Source organism: Streptomyces nitrosporeus, assembly GCF_008704555.1.
Lineage (GTDB): Bacteria > Actinomycetota > Actinomycetes > Streptomycetales > Streptomycetaceae > Streptomyces > Streptomyces nitrosporeus.
Genome location: NZ_CP023702.1, coordinates 1,219,337 through 1,238,097, shown reverse-complemented (window position 1 = coordinate 1,238,097; position 18,761 = coordinate 1,219,337). Strand labels below are relative to the sequence as shown.

Sequence of the window (18,761 nt, the reverse complement as noted above, 5' to 3'; positions counted from 1 at the left end):
TCGCCTAAGGTGTGCGCATGACCACCTCGCCGCGCGCCCATGTCGCCATGTTCTCCATCGCCGCCCACGGGCACGTGAACCCGAGTCTCGAAGTGATCCGGGAACTCGTCGCCCGCGGGCACCGGGTGAGCTACGCCGTCCCGGCCTCCTTCGCCCGGAAGGTCGCCGCCACCGGCGCCGAACCCGTGATCTACACCTCCGTACTGCCCACCGAGGACAGCCCCGAGGAGTGGGGCACCGAACTCATCGACAACATCGAGCCGTTCCTGGAGGACGGCATCCAGGCCCTCCCGCAACTGGCGGACGCCTTCGCGGGGGACGAGCCGGACCTGGTGCTGCACGACATCACCTCCTACCCGGCCAGGATCCTCGCCCACCGCTGGGGCGTCCCCGCCGTGTCCCTCTGGCCCAACCTCGTGCCGTGGGAGGGGTACGAGGAGGAGATCGCCGCCCCGATGGCCGAGGGGCTGCGGCAGACCGAACGGGGCAGGGCGTACTACACCCGCTTCCAGGACTGGCTGGCCGGGAACGGCCTGGGGGACCTGGCCGCCGACGACTTCGTCTCCCGGCCCCGCCGCGCCCTCGTCCTCATCCCCGAGGCGCTCCAGCCGAACGCCGACCGGGTGGACCGCGCCGTCTACACCTTCGTCGGCGCCTGCCAGGGCGACCGGGCCGACCAGGGGGAGTGGGTGCGTCCGGCCGGCGCGGAGAAGGTGCTGCTGGTCTCGCTCGGTTCCTCCTTCACCGACGAGCCGGATTTCTACTGCGCCTGTGTGAAGGCGTTCGGCGACCTGCCCGGCTGGCACGTCGTGCTCCAGATCGGCGCACACGTCGACGCGGCGGAACTCGGCCGGGTGCCGGACAACGTGGAGGTGCACTCCTGGGTGCCGCAGCTGTCCGTGCTGAGGCAGGCGGACGCCTTCATCACCCACGCGGGCGCGGGCGGCAGCCAGGAGGGCCTCGCCACCGGTACGCCGATGGTCGCGGTACCGCAGGCGGTCGACCAGTTCGGCAACGCGGACATGCTCCGGTCGCTCGGGGTGGCCCGGCACCTGCCGAAGGAGGAGGCCGGTGCCGAGGCGCTGCGCGAGGCCGTCCTCGCCCTGGTGGACGACCCCGGGGTGGCGGCCCGGCTGGCGCGGATCCGGGAGCGGATGGCGCGGGAGGGCGGCACCCGGCGGGCCGCCGATCTGATCGAGGCGGAACTGCCCGGCCGGGGACCCGGGCCGCCGCCCGCCCGGCGGGCCCGGCCCGTCCGGCCGCTGAAGCCTCCCGGGGGCCGGGCCGGGCCGGGCCCGTCCGGGCCTGCTTCCGGTCATGATCGGGAGGGTTCCTGTCCTTCCTGTGGAGAGAAGCGGCCGACTGCGTGACGGCTACATGAAGGTCTTGATCTGTGCGCGTCAATCGACCAGGGTTTCGAAGCAGCCCCCGGAGATCTTCCGGCCGGGGGCCGATCCCCCCACAAAGAATGACGAGGAGGCCCTCTCTTCATGGCCATTCACAAGCGCGTACGCCGGACCAAGCTCACCGCCTCCATAACCGCCGTCGCGGCGGCGGCGGGTGTCACCCTGTTCGGCGCGTCGTCCGCGGGAGCCGCCCCGGCCCCCGCGACGGGCATCGTCCACGGCGCGGACGCGGCCACAGCCGTGGCCGGAAGCTACATCGTCATGCTGGACGAGAAGGCCGACAAGTCCGAGCTCGCCGAGGAGTACGGCGGCGAGCTCCGGCGCGACTACAGCTCGGCCATCAACGGCTTCTCGGCCGACGGCCTTTCGGAGACCGAGGCCCGACGCCTCGCCGCCGACCCGGCCGTCGCCAAGGTCGTGCAGAACAAGGAGTTCCACATCGACGCCACCCAGGACGACCCGCCGTCCTGGGGCCTGGACCGGATCGACCAGACCGGCACCGCCGGCGACGGCGCGTACACCTACCCGGACGCCGCCGGTGAGGGCGTCACGGCGTACGTCATCGACACCGGTGTCCGCGTCACCCACGACGACTTCGAGGGCCGGGCCGCCTCGGGCTTCGACGCCGTGGACAACGACGACGACGCGGACGACGGCAACGGCCACGGCACCCACGTGGCCGGAACCATCGCCGGCGCCTCGCACGGGGTCGCCAAGAAGACGAAGATCGTCGCCGTCCGGGTCCTCGACGACAACGGCTCCGGCACCACCGAGCAGGTCATCGCGGGCATCGACTGGGTCACCGCCCACCACGAGGGCCCCTCCGTCGCCAACATGAGCCTCGGCGGCGGCGCGGACCCGGCGCTGGACGCCGCCGTCCAGGAGGCGATCGCGTCCGGCGTCACCTTCGCGGTGGCCGCGGGCAACGAGTCGGGCGACGCGGGCGAGGGCTCCCCCTCCCGCGTGCCGGAGGCCATCACGGTCGCCTCGTCCACCGTGGACGACCGGCAGTCCTCGTTCTCCAACCACGGTCCCGCCGTGGACCTCTACGCGCCCGGCTCGGACATCACGTCCACCTGGAACGACAGCGACGACGGCACCAACACCATCTCCGGTACGTCCATGGCGGCCCCGCACGTGGCCGGTGCCGCGGCCGTCTACCTCGCGGGCCACCCGGAGGCGGCCCCGGACGAGGTCGCCTCGGCGCTCACCGAGGGGGCCACCCCGGGCGCGGTCTCCGACGCGACCGAGGGCACTCCGAACAAGCTCCTCAAGATCGTAGAATAACCGGACCGAGACCGAAGGTGACCGAGGCCGCCGCGCTCTCCCCCCACGGGGCGCGGCGGCCGTCACCGTCACGCCGGACCGTCCTAGGGTGGGGTCATGAGCACGAAGTACGCGGCGCTGCTGCGGGGGATCAACGTCGGCGGGCACCGGAAGGTCCCGATGCCGGAACTCCGCACGCTGATCGAGGGGCTGGGGCACGAGGACGTCGCCACCCACCTCCAGAGCGGCAACGCCGTCTTCCGCAGCGGCCTCGACGACGAGGAGGCGCTGCGGACCGGACTGGAGCGGGCCGTCGAGGCGCACTTCGGCTTCCGGGCCGACATCATCGTGCGCCCCGGCCGCTACTTCGCGGCGATCGTCGACGCCTGCCCCTTCCCGGCCGGCCGGCTCCAGGGCAGGCAACTGCACGTCACCTTCTTCGACGCCCCTCCCGGAGCGGACCGCTTCGCCTCCGTGGACCGGTCCGCCCACCTCCCCGAGGAGTTCGGCCTCGGCGACCGGGCGCTCTACCTGTACGCCCCCGACGGGCTCGGCCGCTCCAAGCTGGCCGACGTGCTCGGACGGCCCGCCCTCAACCGCGGGCTCGTCGCGACCTCACGCAACTGGAACACCGTGGTCAAGCTGGTGGAGATGACCGATGACTGAGCCCTCGCCCGCCGTGGCCGCGGCCATCGAGGGCGAGCTGCGCCTCCTCGATCCCGTCGTGCGCGAGTCCGCCGCCATCCTGGCCGCCATGCTGCACCCCGACTTCCGGGAGATCGGCACCAGCGGCCGGCTCTGGGACCGCGACACCATCATCGAGGCGCTCACCGTCCCCGCCCCGGGCGCCCCGCGTCCCGGCCCGCTCACCGCCTCCCGGATGCACGGCGAACAGCTCGCCGACGACCTGGTGCACCTGACCTTCGACACGGAGACCGGAGGGCTGCGCTCGCACCGCAGCTCCCTGTGGCGGCTGACCGGCACCGGCTGGCGCCTCTACTTCCACCAGGCCACCCCGTTCATCGACGACCCGTTTGCGGAGGTCTGAGCGGCACACCGGCCCCCGCGGACCGGAGAGCGCCGGTCTGTTGTGTGCATGATGCATTACGCATGCTTTATGCATATGAAGTGTATGGTGCACGCGTGTCGGCGGTGGGCCCCGGGCGTCCTGGGCCCGCGTGTCCGACCGGTCACCCCTCACGAATCGGACAGCTCATGAGCAGCAACAAGGAATTCGCCGGCCGCAGTGTGATCGTCACCGGCGCCGGGTCCGGCATCGGCCGCGCCACCGCCCTGGCCTTCGCCGAGAAGGGCGCGCGGGTGGTCGCCGCCGACCTGAACGCCCAGGGCGCCGCGGACGTCGTCCGCGAGATCGGGGCGGCGGGCGGGGAAGCGGTCGCGGTCGTCGGGGATCTGAGCGGCCAGGAAGTGGTCGACGGACTCGTCACCACGGCCGTGGAGACCTTCGGGGGCGTCGACGTCCTGGTCAACAACGCGGGCATCATGGACAGCATGTCCGCCGCGGGCGACGTCACCGACGCCGAGTGGGAGCGGCTGCTGCGCGTCAACCTGACCGCGCCCTTCCTGCTCACCAGGGCCGTCCTCCCGCACATGCTGGAGGCGGGGCGCGGCTCGATCGTGTTCACCGCGTCCGAGGCGTCGCTGCGCGGCTCGGCGGCGGGGGCCGCCTACACCGCCGCCAAGCACGGCATCGCGGGCCTGACGAAGTCGATCGCCGTGACCTACCGGCAGTCGGGCATCCGGGCCAACGCGATCGCGCCCGGCGGCACCGCGACGAACATCCAGGTGAACGCCGACCCGGACGCGCTCGGCCCGCGCGCCCTGCGGGCGTACATGGGCAATGTGGGGCAGCCGGCCGGTGCCGGGACGCAGGCCGCCGCCATCGTGTTCCTCGCCTCGGAGGCGGCCGGCAACATCAATGGTGTGATCCTTCCGGTCGACAACGGCTGGGCGGCCGTCTGAGCCGGCGCACCCGCCGTACGGGCCCCGGGCGGGGTGACCCCCCGGGGCTTTCGGCACCCCTCCGGAGCGATCCGTGAGGCCGGTTCCGGAACCGCCCCGTTTCGGCCAATCGCAGCCGTGTGCCGGGCCGGTGGGGACCGGCGCGAGGGTGTCTCACCCTGTGGGCGCGATCATGTCCCGGGCGGACCGCGGCCCGTGCCGGGCGGCCCGCCGGACGGCGCGTGTCCGCGCCGCCGACGGGCGCGCGCCGTCGTCGCGGCGGTGGTGCGGCGCTCGCGGCAACGCGCCGGTGCGGCCCGTCCGTTCACCGGACGGGATCATCCCGGGACGCTCTCGCCGTGTATCGGAGTCCACCGTCCGTTTTCCGTCACGGGCCGGGGACGCGGCCTTGTCAGCGGATCGGGCGGAGCCGAGGATTCGAGACGTGCGGTTGGCAGGTGCACGACCAGGGTTCCCCGGTCGGGTACGGCCGCGCATCCGCGGCCCGTCCCCAGCGGACCGCGACACCCCCACACCTGGAGGATCTGTGACCTTCAAGCGCTTCGCCCCCCTCGGCTCCGTCTCCAGACGCGCACGGCTCATCGCCGTCACCTCCGGCATGGCCGCCGCGGTCGCGCTCGCGGCCCCCACCGCGACCGCCCAGCCCGCCCAGGACACCACCGTCACCAAGGCCGAACTCGCGTCCGCCAGTTCCGCCGTACGCAGCGCCGACATCGCGGGCACCGCCTGGTACACCGAGGCGGACACCGGCAAGCTCGTCGTGACCGTCGACAGCACCGTCTCCGACGCCGAGATCGCCACCATCAAGAAGTCGGTGACCGGCTCCGGCGCCAAGGTCGACATCAACCGCACCGAAGGCACGTTCAACAAGCTCATCGCCGGCGGCGAAGCCATCTACGCCAGCGGCGGACGCTGCTCACTCGGCTTCAACGTCCGCAGCGGCAGCACCTACTACGCCCTGACCGCCGGACACTGCACCGAGATCGGCAGCACCTGGTACACCAACTCGGGCCGGACCACGGTCCTCGGCTCGCGTGCGGGCAGCAGCTTCCCGACCAACGACTACGGCCTGATCCGGCACTCCAACTCCGCCAACGCGGACGGCCGGGTCTACCTCTACAACGGCACCTACCAGGACATCACCTCGGCCGCCAACCCCACGGTCGGCCAGGCGGTGAAGCGTTCCGGCTCCACCACCGGTGTGCACAGCGGCACGGTCACCGGCCTCAACGCCACCGTGAACTACGGCAGCGGTGACATCGTCTACGGCATGATCCAGACCAACGTCTGCGCCGAGCCCGGCGACAGCGGCGGCTCGCTCTTCTCCGGCAGCACCGCGCTCGGCCTCACCTCCGGCGGCAGCGGCAACTGCTCCTCGGGCGGAACGACCTTCTTCCAGCCCGTCGTGGAGGCCCTCAACGCCTACGGTGTGAGCGTCTTCTGAGCAGTGCGACGGGGTGAAACCGCCGGGAGGGGCCAGACCCTCCCCGGCGGGACCCCGGCACCATCGACCCGGCTCACCCCCGGCGGGCCGCGCTCGGCGAGCGCGGCCCGCTGTCGCGTTCCTCCGGGACCGCGAACCCGCCGGTGAACGGAGCGGCGGCCCGATGGCCCAGCGGGACGGCGGCCCAATGGCCCAGGACGGCGGGCCACCGCCTTCCTAGGATCCTGGCATGAGCACCCACGTGAACAGCACGGCCGGCGGCGCCACGGCCGTGGACCTCTACTTCGACCCGGCCTGCCCCTTCGCCTGGATCACCTCCCGCTGGATGCTGGAGGTGGAACGGCACCGCGATATCGAGCTCCGCTTCCACGTCATGAGCCTCCACCTCCACAACGCGGGCAACGAACTCCCCGGCTGGTACCGCGACCTGGTCGACCGGTCGGTCGGGCCGGTCCGTGTCGCCGCGGCCGCGGAGGCCGCGCACGGACCGGGCGTCCTCCGCGACCTCTACACCGCCCTGGGCACCCGCATCCACCGGGAGAAGAACGAGGACTTCGACGCCGTCGTCGCCGAGTCCCTCGCCGAACTGGGCCTGCCCGGCGAACTCGCGGCCGCCGCGCACACCGATGCCCACGACGAGGCCGTACGCCTCAGCCACGAGCGGGGCATGGACCCGGCAGCGGGGTCGTACGTCGGCACGCCGACGGTCCACGTCGACGGGACCGTCTGGTTCGGTCCCGTCCTCAACTCCGTGCCGCGCGGCGAGGAGGCGGCCCGGCTCTTCGACAGCTTCCGGGTCCTCGCCGGGCACCCGGACTTCTTCGAGCTGAAGCGGGAACGCACCGGCAGCCTCGTCATCGACTGACGGGCGGCCCGGTCCCGGGCCCCTGACCGGAGAACCGGCCCCGTCCGGCGGGTCAGGCCCTACGCGCTCAGCGGCTCCGCGGCCCTGCCCGCCGGGGTCCGGACGGCCTCGTCGTAGCGGGTGAGCAGCAGCCGGGCCAGCTCCGGCGAGGCGCCCAGCACCCCGGAGAGCACCTCGGCCCCGGCCTCGGCCGCACCGGCGGCGATGCGGTCGGGAAGGCGGCCGGGGGCGATGACGTACGGGGCGACCGCCACCCGCCGTACGCCCTGCTCCGCCCGCAGGGCGCGGACCGCGTCGGCGGTGCGGGGAAGGGAGGCGGAGGCGAACGCAGGCCGCACGGCGCACCAACCGGTGTGCCGCAGCTCCCGCGCGATTTCAGCGATCACTGCGATCGCCTCCGGGTCTGTGGAGCCCGCCGAGGCCAGGACGAGCCCGGTCGAACCCTTGTCGGCGGGGGAGAGGCCCGCCGCGTACAGCCGTTGTTCCAGCGCCGCGTTCAGCAGCGGCGACGGACCGAGGACGGCGGCCTGGCGGACGGACAGCCGGGGCAGCCGGGTCCGCACCCCCTCCAGGACCGAGGGGATGTCGGACTTGGCGTGGAAGGCCCGGGTCAGCAGCAGGGGGAGCGCGACGGCCTCCCCCGCGCCCTTTGCCGCCAGGCGTTCCAGCACCCGGGGCACGGACGGGGCGTTGAACTCCAGGAAGCCCGTCTCCACGCGCAGTCCGGGCCGCAGCGACCGTACCCGCGCGGTGAGCGCGTGCACGGTCGCCGCGTGCCGGGGGTCGCGGCTGCCGTGGGCGACGACGAGGAGGACGGGAGCGGTCATACCGGCCGGCTCAGCTCTTCACCAGGAGACCGCGGCCGCGCAGCACCCGCCGCTCCAGCGGACTGAAGATCAGCAGGTCGATCGCGATACCGACGAACAGGATGAGCAGGATCGCCAGGAAGATCCCGGGCATGTCGAAGTTGTTCCGCCCGTTCTCCAGCAACTGCCCGAGCCCCAGGCCGAGATCGGGCGAGGACGCGATGATCTCGGCGGCCATCAGCGAACGCCAGGAGAACGCCCAGCCCTGCTTGAGCCCCGCCAGGTAGCCGGGCAGGGAGGCCGGCAGGACGATGTGCCAGGTGCCCCGCAGCCCGGTCGCGCCGAGCGTACGGCCGGCCCGCAGGAACAGCGGCGGCACCTGGTCGACCCCGGACACCAGTCCGTTGGCCACGGACGGCACCGCGCCGAGCAGGATCACCGCGTACATCGTCTTGTCGTTGAGCCCCAGCCAGATGATGGCCGGCGCCACCCACGCCACCGAGGGCAGGGACTGCAGCCCGGACAGGATCGGGCCGATGCCCGCCCGGACCACCTTCACCCGGGCCACCAGCAGACCCAGGGGCGTACCGATCGCGACGGCCATCAGGAAGCCGAGCAGACCGCGGGACACACTGGTCCAGACGACCTCCAGCAGGGTGCCCTGGAGCCACATGTCCTTCAGGCTGTCCCAGACCGCCGAAGGCGGTGGCAGCTTGTAGTCGTCGGTGACCTCCGCCCAGACCAGCAGCTGCCAGACCAGGACCACCAGCACCACCGCGACCACCGGCGGCAGGACCTTCCTGACCAGCACCTCCCGGACGGGGGTGCGCCGCACCTGTACGGCGTCCAGGGCGTCCAGCCCGGCCTCCAGGCCGGCCAGGTCGTCGGACTTGGTGTCAGTGCTGGCCATGACGGCGGATCTCCCCACGCAGTTCTTCGGTGATCTCGACGGACAGCTCCGCCACGGCGGGGTCCTCGATACGGCGCGGCTGTTCGATGCCGACCGTCCATTCACGGGCGATCCGGCCGGGCCGCGACGACAGCAGGACGACCCGCTGGGCGAGCCGTACCGCCTCGCGCACGTTGTGGGTGACGAAGAGGACCGCCGCGTTCGTCTCGTGCCAGATACGGGTCAGTTCGTCGTGCAGCACATCGCGGGTGATGGCGTCGAGCGCGGCGAACGGCTCGTCCATCAGCAGCAGACGGCTGTCCTGGGCGAGCGCCCGCGCCATCGCCACCCGCTGGCGCATACCGCCCGAGAGCTCGTGCACCCGCTTCCCGTACGCCCCGCCCAGGCGTACGAGTTCGAGCAGCCGCTCCGCCTCGGTGCGGCGGTCCGGCTTCGGCACCCCGCGCAGCCGCAGGGCGAGTTCGATGTTCTTGCCCGCGGTCAGCCACGGGAACAGGGCGTGCTCCTGGAACATCAGGGCCGGCCGGCCGCCGGGGGTCTCGATGGACCCCGCGGACGGACGGTCGAGCCCCGCGACCAGGTTGAGCAGCGTCGACTTACCGCACCCGGAGGCCCCCAGGAGGGTGACGAACTCGCCCGGGGCGACATCGAGTGTGATGTCGTCCAGGACCAGCTGCTGCCCCGAGGGGCCGGCGAAGGACTTGGAGACGTGCGTGATACGAGCGGCGTGCTCGACCGCCGTACGGTCCTCGGCCTTGGTGAGGGTGGTGGTCGCCATGGTCGTCACCTCCTGGGAATCTCGCGAATCCGGTCGGGGAGTGGGTGGGTTACTTGACGCCGAGGCCGGCGTCGGCGACCTCGGGCTGCCCCGCGGCCTTGAGGATCTTGTTCAGCGGCTTCAGGTCGTAGATGCCGGCCAGGTCCGGCTTCTCCAGGAGACCCGCCTTCACCGCGTGCTCGGCCTGTGCGTCCAGGGTCGCGGCCAGCGGGTCGTCCGTGATCTCGATGGACTCCCAGGCCGGGTCGAGGATCCCGGCGGCCAGCGGCTTGCCGGTCAGCTTCTCCAGCGCCTTGTTGGCGGAGGCCTTCGCCTCCTCCGGGTTGGCGTTGATCCACTTGTTGGTGCCGACCGTGCCGCGCAGCACGGCCTCCACGACGTCCGGGTGCTCGGCGAGGAACTTCTGCGACACGATGATGTTCGTGATCACGAACTGGTTGCCGGGCCACAGCGTCGACTCGTCGAGGAGCACCTCGGCTCCCTCGGAGACCAGCTTGGACGCGGTCGGCTCCGGGACCCAGGCGCCGTCCAGCGAACCGGACCGGTAGGCGTCCGGCGTCACCTTGTTGTCCGAGCGGACCACGGAGACGTCGCCCTTGCCGCTCTGCGCGTCGACCTTCCACCCCTTCTCGGAGATCCAGTTGAGGAAGGCCACGTCCTGGGTGTTGCCGAGCTGCGGGGTGGCGATCCTCTTGCCCTTGAGGTCGTCCAGGGTCTTGATCTTGTCCGGGTTCACGACCAGCTTCACACCGCCGGACGCCGAACCGCCGATGATACGCAGGTTCTGGCCCTTGGACTTGGTGTACCCGTTGATCGAGGGGGAGGGGCCGATGAAGCCGATGTCGATCGAACCCGCGTTGAGCGCCTCGATCTCGGAGGGGCCGGCGTTGAACGTCGAGGCCTTCACCTCGGTGCCGCCCAGCTCCTTGGCGATGATGCCTTCCTGGATGCCGACCAGGGCGGTGGCGTGCGTGAGGTTCGGGAAGTACCCGATCTTCACGGTGTCGGCGGAGAGCTTCTTCCCGCCGGAGGAGACGGTCTTGGTGTCGTCCTCCTCCGCTTCGGAACCGTAACCGCAGGCGGTGAGCGCCACGGCGAGCAGCGGCAGGGCGGCGGCAGCGGCGAGGCTGCGGCGCAGGGTGGTACGGGGGACAGACACGGGAGGCTTTCCTCTCGTCGGCCCGGTCCTCACGTCCCCCGGGAAGGCGGGGGCGTGGCCGGGTCGTCGGCTGGTCTTCGTCGGACACGGTCATGCGGGTGGTACGGGCGGGCGCGCAGGCAGTGCGCGTACGTCATGCCGCACATCGCCCGACCCCGCCCTGGCCGCTGCCGAGGGCACCGCTGCCGACGCGGCCGCCCTCCTTCGCGAAGGTCGAGAAGAAGTCCTTGCGCATCAGAAATCCCACTCCGCGTCGTCGAGGGCGGCACCGTCGGCGTCCTGGCCGGTCACGGCGGCGAACGAGGCGCCCGCCATGCCGGCCGCGAGTGTGGTGCCGTCGGCGGGGTCGATCAGGAGGAACGAGCCGGTGCGCCGGGAGGCGGCGTAGGCGTCGAGGGCGAGGGGTTCGGCGGTGCGTATCACGACCCGGCCGATGTCGTTGGCGACCAGCTGTCCGGGGGCGGGGTGCTGGGAGAGGTCGTCCAGGGTGAGCCGCGAGGGGATGTCCTTGACGATCGCCTTGACGGTGCGGGTGGTGTGCTTGAGCAGCACCCGCTGGCCGACGGTGAGCGGCCGGTCCGCGACATGGCAGACGGTCGCCTCGACATCCTGGGTGACGGCCGGGGCGTCCGCACCCGGCGCGATCAGGTCGCCGCGCGAGATGTCCAGGTCGTCGGTGAGCCGCAGGGTGACCGACTGCGGGGCCCAGGCGATGTCCACGCTCTCGCCCAGGGCGTCGATCCCCGCGATCGTCGACGTACGTCCCGAGGGCAGCACGGTGACCTGCTCGCCGACCCGCAGCACACCGGAGGCGATCTGCCCGGCGTATCCCCGGTAGTCGGGGTGCTCGGCGGTCTGCGGGCGGATCACGTACTGGACCGGGAAGCGCGCCGGGCACTCCGTCAGGTCGTGGCTGACCGGGACGGTCTCCAGGTGTTCGAGGACGGTCGGGCCGCCGTACCAGTCCATGTGGGCGGAGGGTTCGACGACGTTGTCGCCGGCGAGTGCGGAGATCGGGATGGCGGTGATCTCGGGTACGCCCAGGGAGGCGGCGTATGCGGTGAACTCCTCGGCGGTCTTCGCGAAGACGGGTTCGGCGTAGTCGACGAGGTCCATCTTGTTGACGGCGAGGACGACGTGCGGGACGCGCAGGAGTGCGGCGACGGCGGCGTGGCGGCGGGTCTGTTCGACGACGCCGTTGCGGGCGTCGACGAGGACGACGGCGAGTTCGGCGGTGGAGGCGCCGGTGACCATGTTGCGGGTGTACTGCACGTGGCCGGGGGTGTCGGCGAGGATGAACCGGCGGCGGGGGGTGGCGAAGTAGCGGTAGGCCACGTCGATGGTGATGCCCTGTTCGCGTTCCGCGCGCAGTCCGTCGGTGAGCAGGGCGAGGTCGGGGGCTTCCTGGCCGCGGTTGCGGGAGGCGTGCTCGACGGCTTCCAGCTGGTCGGTCAGGACCGACTTGGAGTCGTGGAGCAGGCGTCCCACCAGGGTGGACTTGCCGTCGTCGACGGAACCGGCGGTCGCGAAGCGCAGGAGGGTGGTGGCCGAGAGCTGCTCGGTGACGGTCATGGCTAGAAGTACCCTTCGCGCTTGCGGTCTTCCATCGCGGCTTCGGACATCTTGTCGTCGGCGCGGGTGGCGCCGCGTTCGGTGAGCCGGGAGGCGGCGATCTCGGTGATGACGGCGTCCAGGGTGGTGGCGTCGGAGTCGACGGCGCCGGTGCAGGACATGTCGCCGACGGTGCGGTAGCGGACCTGGCGGACCTCGGTCCTCTCGTGGTCCCGGGGGCCGCCCCAGTCGCCGGCGGTCAGCCACATCCCGTTACGGGCGAAGACCTCGCGCTCGTGGGCGAAGTAGATGCCGGGCAGCTCGACGCCCTCCCGGGCGATGTACTGCCACACGTCCAGCTCGGTCCAGTTGGAGAGGGGGAAGACCCGCACATGCTCCCCGGGGGCGTGGCGGCCGTTGTAGAGCTGCCACAGCTCGGGGCGCTGACGGCGGGGGTCCCACTGGGAGAACTCGTCCCGCAGCGAGAAGACACGCTCCTTCGCGCGGGCCTTCTCCTCGTCACGCCGCCCGCCGCCGAACACCGCGTCGAAGCGGTGGTGCTGGATCGCCTCGGTCAGCGGCACGGTCTGCAAGGGGTTGCGCGTCCCGTCGGGACGCTCCCGCAGCTTCCCCGCGTCGATGTACTCCTGGACCGAGGCCACGTGCAGCCGCAGCCCGTGCTCCGCCACGGTACGGTCGCGGTACTCCAGGACCTCGGGGAAGTTGTGCCCGGTGTCCACATGGAGCAGCGAGAAGGGCACCGGCGCCGGAGCGAACGCCTTCAGCGCCAGATGCAGCATCAGGATCGAGTCCTTGCCGCCGGAGAACAGGATCACCGGCCGCTCGAACTCCCCCGCCACCTCACGGAAGATGTGCACCGCCTCCGACTCCAGCGAGTCCAGATGACTGAGCGCGTACGGGTGATCGGTGCCCTCCGGCACGGTGACGACGGCACTCACGCCAGACCCCTCTCGGTGAGCAGCGCGTGCAGCGCCGCGGCGGACTCCTGCACGGTCTGCCGGTGCGACTCGATGCGCAGGTCCGGCGACTCGGGGGCCTCGTAGGGGTCGTCGACCCCGGTCAGCCCGCTGATCTCACCCGCCGCCTGCCTGGCGTACAGCCCCTTCACGTCACGGACCGAGCACACCTCGACCGGAGTCGCGACATGCACCTCCAGATAGGCGGTGCCCTCGGTCAGATGACGCCCCCGGACCGCGTCACGGCTGTCGGCGTACGGGGCGATGACGGGGACGAGCACCTTCACACCGTTGGCCGCGAGCAGTCCGGCGACGAAGCCGATGCGCTGCACGTTGGTGTGCCGGTCCTCGCGGGAGAAGCCGAGACCCGCGGAGAGGAACTCCCTGATCTCGTCACCGTCCAGCACCTCCACCCGGTGGCCCTCGCCGCGCAGCCGGGCGGCCAGCTCGTAGGCGATGGTGGTCTTGCCCGCGCTCGGCAGACCGGTCAGCCACACGGTGGCTCCCGTCTCCGTCACGCTCATCGGTATCTCCTGATCAGTCGTCATCAGCCGTGCAGCCCGCATTCGGTCTTGCCGCGTCCGGCCCATCGGCCGGCCCGCGCGTCCTCGCCCTCCAGCACCCGGCGGGTGCAGGGCGCGCAGCCGACGGAGGTGTAACCGTCCATCAGCAGCGGGTTGGTCAGCACCCCGTGCTCGGCGACGTAGGCGTCCACGTCGTCCTGCGTCCAGCGGGCGATCGGGGAGACCTTGACCTTGCGGCGCTTGGCGTCCCAGCCGACCACCGGGGTGTTCGCCCGGGTCGGGGACTCGTCGCGGCGCAGACCCGTCGCCCACGCGGTGTAACCGCTCAGCCCGTCCTGGAGCGGCCGCACCTTGCGCAGCGCGCAGCACAGGTCGGGGTCCCGGTCGTGCAGCTCCGGGCCGTACTCCGCGTCCTGCTCGGCCACGCTCTGACGGGGCGTCAGCGTGATGACGTTGACGTCCATCACGGCGTCGACCGCGTCACGGGTGCCGATGGTCTCCTCGAAGTGGTAGCCGGTGTCCAGGAACACCACGTCCACCCCGGGGAACACCCGCGAGGCGAGGTGTGCGACGACCGCGTCCTCCATCGAGGAGGTGACGCAGAAGCGCGCCCCGAAGGTGTCGGCGGCCCACTTCAGGATGTCGGACGCGGAGGCGTCCTCCAGCTCGCGGCCGACCTGTGCGGCCAGCTCCTCCAGGGCCTCGTCGGTGAGCTCGCCGGTGACCTGAGTGTTCGTCATGTCCCGTCCTCTTCAACGTCGTTGCGCGCGAGTCCTCGGGTCAGCAGGCCCAGGAACTTCAGCTGGAACGCACGATTGCAGGACGCGCATTCCCAGGCGCCGTGACCCGCCTCGTGCGGGCGCAGGTCCTCCTCGCCGCAGTACGGGCAGTGGAACGGCGCGGCTCGTCCGCTCACGACAGCGACTCCGCACCGGCGCGGGCCGCCCAGGTCGCGAAGCGCTCGCCCTCCTCGCGCTCCTCCTGGAACTTCCCGAGCACCCGCTCGACGTAGTCCGGGAGTTCGGCGGAGGTGACCTTCAGTCCGCGGACCTTGCGGCCGAAGCCGGCGTCGAGGCCGAGGGCGCCGCCGAGGTGCACCTGGAACCCCTCGACCTGGTTGCCGTCGGAGTCCAGCATCAGCTGGCCCTTCAGACCGATGTCGGCGGTCTGGATACGTGCGCAGGCGTTGGGGCAGCCGTTGATGTTGATGGTGATCGGCTCGTCGAAGTCCGGGAGGCGGCGCTCCAGTTCGTCGATGAGCGAGGCGCCCCGGCCCTTGGTGTCGACGATCGCCAGCTTGCAGAACTCGATGCCGGTGCAGGCCATGGTGCCGCGCCGGAACGGCGACGGGTGCACCTGGAAGTCCAGCGACTCCAGGCCCGCGGTCAGCGACTCCACCTGGTCCTGCTCCACGTCCAGGACGATCAGCTTCTGCTCCACGGTGGTCCGCACCCGGCCCGACCCGTGCGCCTCGGCCAGGTCCGCGATCTTGGCCAGGGTGGAGCCGTCCACCCGGCCGACGCGCGGCGCGAAGCCCACGTAGAAGCGGCCGTCCTGCTGCTGGTGGACGCCGATGTGGTCGCGCCAGCGGGAGGAGGGCTCCGCGGGGGCCGGGCCGTCCAGCAGCGGGCGCTTCAGGTACTCGTCCTCCAGCACCTGGCGGAACTTCGCGACGCCCCAGTCCGCGACGAGGAACTTCAGGCGCGCCCGGTTGCGCAGCCGGCGGTAGCCGTAGTCGCGGAAGATGCCGACGACACCGGCCCACACGTCGGCGACCTCGTCCAGCGGCACCCAGGCGCCGAGGCGTTCGGCCAGCCGCGGGTTGGTGGACAGGCCGCCGCCGACCCAGAGGTCGAAGCCGGGGCCGTGCTCCGGGTGGTCGACCCCGACGAACGCGATGTCGTTGATCTCGTGCACCACGTCCTGCACGGGGGAACCGGAGATCGCGGTCTTGAACTTGCGCGGCAGGTTGGAGAACTCCGGGCTGCCGATGTACCGCTCGTGGATCTCGTCGACGGCCGGGGAGCCGTCGATGATCTCGTCCGCGGCGATACCGGCCACCGGCGAACCGATGATCACACGCGGGCAGTCACCGCACGCCTCGGTGGTGGAGAGGCCGACCGCCTCCAGCTTCTCCCAGATCGCGGGGACGTCCTCGATGCGGATCCAGTGCATCTGGATGTTCTGCCGGTCGGTGATGTCGGCGGTGCCGCGGGCGTACTCCTCGGAGACCTCACCGATCACCCGCAGCTGAGCGGTCGTCAGCTTCCCGCCGTCGATGCGCACCCGCAGCATGAAGTACGAGTCCTCGAGCTCCTCCGGCTCCAGGATCGCGGTCTTCCCGCCGTCGATGCCCGCCCGGCGCTGCGTGTACAGGCCCCACCAGCGCATCCGGCCGCGGAGGTCGGTGGGGTCGATCGAGTCGAAGCCGCGCTTGGAGTAGATCGTCTCAATACGTGTCCGCACATTGAGACTGTCGTCGTCCTTCTTGAACTGCTCGTTCCCGTTGAGCGGGGTGAAGTGCCCCATGGCCCACTGACCCTCACCGCGATGCCGCCCGGCCTTGCGGCGGGGCGTGACGGAGGCAGGCTGTTCGGTGCTGGCCATGGCAAATACGTCCTTCGGGACTGCAGGAGGGCGGCTTTCAACTGCACACTCGCGGTGAGGCGCGGCGGTGCGCAGGGGTCAGACGGAGAGGAGGATCGCGGCGGTGCTGGACGTTCTCAGCGGACCGGACAGATGGCGCTGGACATGCGGCCGAGGTCGACGTGCCGCCGACTCACCAAGGCAATTCCAGTTCCAGACATGACGGAAGCGTGTCACGCGCATCTCTGGCCAGTCCACCACGATCCATCATGTGGACGCGATGGTCTCGGAGGATGAGACGTTGTGGTCTCTGTCACGTACGGCTCGATCGACAAAGCCGGTTCAATCGGACAGCTGTGGCCGGACGGCGGCCCGACGGGCCACGGCGGCCCGACGGGGGAGGCGTCACCAGGCGGGCCCTTCGGCCCCGTTGGCCGGTTCAGGCGTCCGCGGCGGGGTGGGCACCGGGCCAGGGGCCGGGGGCGGCGGCGGCGGATTCCGGTTCGGTCCTGGTGTCGAACAGCCGGAACCCCCGGCGCAGGTAGTTGTCCATCGCGTACGGACCGTCGTCGGAACAGGTGTGGACCCAGACCCGGGCCGTCGGCTTCCGGCCTTCGTGCCGCTCGGCCAGGTCCCACGCGCGGGCCACGCCGTACGACAGCAGGTGCCCGCCGATCCGGCGGCCCCGGAAGGCGGGGATCAGCCCGAAGTAGGCCACCTCGACCACGCCGTCGTCCTGGGCGTCCAGTTCGATGAAGCCGGCGGGCGTGCCGTGTTCGTAGGCCACCCAGGTCTCGGCGCCCGGCCTCTGCAGGATCTCCTCCCACTGGGCGTAGGTCAGGCCCAGCCGGTCGGTCCACCGGATGTCCCCGCCGACCGCCGTGTAGAGGAAGCGGCTGAACTCGGGCAGCGGCGTCTGTGACCGGACGATCCGTACACCGTCGCCCGGTGCGGCGGACGGGCGCAGATCCGAGGGGGAGGTCTGCTCCAGTGACCAGACGGTCACCTCGGAGGCGGGGACCCCGGGGGAGGCGGGGGCGGTGCTGTCGCTCATGCCGTCAGACAACCACGCCCCGGCGCACCGGCCGCCACCGGGGCACCGGTCCGGACCGGTGCCCCGGCCCCGAGCCCGGTACGGGGGCCGGATGCCGGGCGTGCGTACGGGGCGTCCCCGCACCGGCATCCGTACGGCCGGGCCCTTCGCCGGGCGCCCCGCCTCAGACCCGCTCCGCGGACGTACGCGCCCTGACCACCACCGGGGCCGTCGAACGCGGCAACAGGTCGGCCGGCTGGTCGGGGTGGACCACCTCCACCTCGACCCCCTCCCCGAAACGGTACGGGCGGTGGGACAGCACCTCGGCCATGCTGCGCCGCAGTCGCGAGATCTCCGCCCGCACCGTGACCGTCCTGGTCGGGTCGCCGAACAGGTCCTGGGCCAGCTCCGAGGCGGTACGCCCCTGGCGGTGCAGTGCCAGCGCGTACAGCAGTTCCGCGTGCCGGGGCGAGAGACGCACCGTCCAGGTGCCCACCGGCCCCACCACATGGGCCGAGAACCCCCGGTCCCGGCTCAGGTCCAGCACCACCCGGCGCGGGGAGGGCTCGTCCCGGTCCTCCGCCACCCGGACCAGCCACCCGCCCGGCAGCGGCTCGACCTGGCACATCCCCAGGGACGCCAGCCAGACCGGGCCCGGCCGGAGCGACTTCGGCAGCGGCAGCCGGTCCACGGGCGGCATCCCGCTGACCGCCGCCAGCCAGCCGTGGGTGTCCACCGCCATGGCGCCCCCCTCCAGCCGGCACAGGAGCGGGGCGGCCACCGAACGCAGCCGCTCGATCGCCACCAGGTGCCGGGCGCGCAGCTCGCTCTCCGCGAGTGCGGCCACCGAGCCGACCAGGGCGAGCGTCGCCGGATGGAAGGTGGACGCGGGACCGCTGATGTCGACGATGCCGATCAGCCGCCCGTCCCGCGGGTCACGCATCGGGGCCGCCGCGCACGTCCAGCCGTGCAGGGCGCGGACGAAGTGCTCCGCGGAATGGACCTGGACGGGCGTCCGGGTCGCGAGCGAGGTCCCGATGGCGTTCGTCCCGGTCGTCGTCTCCGACCAGGCGGCCCCCTCCTCCAGGCAGATGTCCTTGGCCAGCCGCATCACGGCCGGGTGGCCCTGCCGCCACAGGACCCGCCCCTCGGGATCGGTGACGACCAGGATCTGCTGCGCGGCGTCCGCGATCGAGGCCAGCCCCTCACGCAGCAGCGGCATCACCTCGCCGAGCACCGTGCTCCTGCGCCGGTGCTCGATCTCGTCGGCCTCCAGCAGCTCGCTCTCCGGGGACTTCTCCGGGTCGACACCGCTGCGCAGCATCCGCTCCCAGGACGCGTCGATCTCGGCACGCGGCGCCGGCACCCTCCGGTCACCCCCCAGCCTGGCCTCACGGGCCCGGTGCACCGGGCGGTCCGGGCCACCGACGGCGGGCCGGACGGCAGGACGTGTCTCCATGGCGGCTTCCCCCA

General features: G+C 71.9%; 19 protein-coding genes and 1 pseudogene. 7 read left to right on the top strand and 13 right to left on the bottom strand.

Annotated elements, in window-relative coordinates:
• Positions 1–17 precede the first annotated feature (17 nt).
• From mgt to CP967_RS05400, 7 genes and pseudogenes are all read left to right on the top strand, one after another.
• Positions 18–1,208: pseudogene (gene mgt, locus CP967_RS05430) on the top strand (macrolide-inactivating glycosyltransferase); the annotation flags it as partial.
• Positions 1,209–1,490: 282 nt separating this feature from the next.
• A complete protein-coding gene (locus CP967_RS05425; RefSeq protein WP_150486849.1) occupies positions 1,491–2,693 on the top strand; it encodes a S8 family peptidase in 1,203 nt (400 codons plus the stop codon).
• A gap of 96 nt (positions 2,694–2,789) precedes the next feature.
• Positions 2,790–3,338: a DUF1697 domain-containing protein gene (locus CP967_RS05420; RefSeq protein WP_150486848.1), complete on the top strand. Its 549-nt coding sequence runs from the start codon at positions 2,790–2,792 to the stop codon at positions 3,336–3,338.
• A complete protein-coding gene (locus tag CP967_RS05415) occupies positions 3,331–3,720 on the top strand; it encodes a nuclear transport factor 2 family protein (RefSeq protein ID WP_150486847.1) in 390 nt (129 codons plus the stop codon). The genes CP967_RS05420 and CP967_RS05415 overlap by 8 nt, the downstream gene beginning before the upstream one ends.
• Before the next feature lie 167 nt (positions 3,721–3,887).
• Positions 3,888–4,655: an SDR family NAD(P)-dependent oxidoreductase gene (locus CP967_RS05410; RefSeq protein ID WP_150486846.1), complete on the top strand. Its 768-nt coding sequence runs from the start codon at positions 3,888–3,890 to the stop codon at positions 4,653–4,655.
• A 526-nt stretch (positions 4,656–5,181) separates the two neighbouring features.
• The gene (locus CP967_RS05405; protein ID WP_150486845.1) at positions 5,182–6,099 is read left to right on the top strand and encodes a S1 family peptidase; all 918 of its coding nucleotides are present in this window, start codon (positions 5,182–5,184) and stop codon (positions 6,097–6,099) included.
• A 229-nt stretch (positions 6,100–6,328) separates the two neighbouring features.
• Positions 6,329–6,964: a DsbA family protein gene (locus tag CP967_RS05400; RefSeq protein ID WP_150486844.1), complete on the top strand. Its 636-nt coding sequence runs from the start codon at positions 6,329–6,331 to the stop codon at positions 6,962–6,964.
• A gap of 59 nt (positions 6,965–7,023) precedes the next feature.
• On the opposite strand, the gene CP967_RS05395 is transcribed toward CP967_RS05400, so the two are convergent.
• From CP967_RS05395 to CP967_RS05335, 13 genes are all read right to left on the bottom strand, one after another.
• Positions 7,024–7,791: a sirohydrochlorin chelatase gene (locus CP967_RS05395; RefSeq protein WP_150486843.1), complete on the bottom strand. Its 768-nt coding sequence runs from the start codon at positions 7,789–7,791 to the stop codon at positions 7,024–7,026.
• Positions 7,792–7,801: 10 nt separating this feature from the next.
• Positions 7,802–8,680, bottom strand: a complete 879-nt coding sequence (locus tag CP967_RS05390; protein WP_150486842.1) for an ABC transporter permease — start codon at positions 8,678–8,680, stop codon at positions 7,802–7,804.
• A complete protein-coding gene (locus CP967_RS05385; RefSeq protein WP_150486841.1) occupies positions 8,667–9,458 on the bottom strand; it encodes an ABC transporter ATP-binding protein in 792 nt (263 codons plus the stop codon). The genes CP967_RS05390 and CP967_RS05385 overlap by 14 nt, the downstream gene beginning before the upstream one ends.
• Positions 9,459–9,507: 49 nt before the next feature.
• Complete coding sequence (locus CP967_RS05380; RefSeq protein WP_150486840.1) at positions 9,508–10,617, bottom strand: aliphatic sulfonate ABC transporter substrate-binding protein; 1,110 nt, start codon at positions 10,615–10,617, stop codon at positions 9,508–9,510.
• A 234-nt stretch (positions 10,618–10,851) separates the two neighbouring features.
• Positions 10,852–12,189, bottom strand: a complete 1,338-nt coding sequence (locus tag CP967_RS05370; RefSeq protein WP_150486838.1) for a sulfate adenylyltransferase subunit 1 — start codon at positions 12,187–12,189, stop codon at positions 10,852–10,854.
• Positions 12,190–12,191: 2 nt separating this feature from the next.
• Positions 12,192–13,127 (bottom strand): sulfate adenylyltransferase subunit CysD, encoded by a 936-nt coding sequence (gene cysD / locus CP967_RS05365; RefSeq protein WP_150486837.1) that lies wholly within the window; start codon positions 13,125–13,127, stop codon positions 12,192–12,194.
• On the bottom strand, positions 13,124–13,669 hold the full coding sequence (gene cysC / locus CP967_RS05360; RefSeq protein WP_150486836.1) for an adenylyl-sulfate kinase: 546 nt from the start codon (positions 13,667–13,669) through the stop codon (positions 13,124–13,126). The genes cysD and cysC overlap by 4 nt, the downstream gene beginning before the upstream one ends.
• Positions 13,670–13,692: 23 nt before the next feature.
• Entirely contained in the window at positions 13,693–14,409 is a 717-nt protein-coding gene (locus CP967_RS05355; RefSeq protein WP_150486835.1) for a phosphoadenylyl-sulfate reductase, read from the bottom strand.
• Complete coding sequence (locus CP967_RS05350; RefSeq protein WP_150486834.1) at positions 14,406–14,585, bottom strand: IS1 family transposase; 180 nt, start codon at positions 14,583–14,585, stop codon at positions 14,406–14,408. The genes CP967_RS05355 and CP967_RS05350 overlap by 4 nt, the downstream gene beginning before the upstream one ends.
• On the bottom strand, positions 14,582–16,276 hold the full coding sequence (locus tag CP967_RS05345; RefSeq protein ID WP_150486833.1) for a nitrite/sulfite reductase: 1,695 nt from the start codon (positions 16,274–16,276) through the stop codon (positions 14,582–14,584). Before CP967_RS05345 ends, CP967_RS05350 begins: the two co-directional genes overlap by 4 nt.
• 116 nt (positions 16,277–16,392) lie before the next feature.
• The gene (locus CP967_RS35350) at positions 16,393–16,476 is read right to left on the bottom strand and encodes a putative leader peptide (protein WP_349817346.1); all 84 of its coding nucleotides are present in this window, start codon (positions 16,474–16,476) and stop codon (positions 16,393–16,395) included.
• Between the two features lie 218 nt (positions 16,477–16,694).
• Positions 16,695–17,309: a GNAT family N-acetyltransferase gene (locus tag CP967_RS05340; protein ID WP_150486832.1), complete on the bottom strand. Its 615-nt coding sequence runs from the start codon at positions 17,307–17,309 to the stop codon at positions 16,695–16,697.
• A gap of 163 nt (positions 17,310–17,472) precedes the next feature.
• Positions 17,473–18,747 (bottom strand): GAF domain-containing protein, encoded by a 1,275-nt coding sequence (locus CP967_RS05335; RefSeq protein ID WP_150486831.1) that lies wholly within the window; start codon positions 18,745–18,747, stop codon positions 17,473–17,475.
• Between the last annotated feature and the right edge of the window lie 14 nt (positions 18,748–18,761).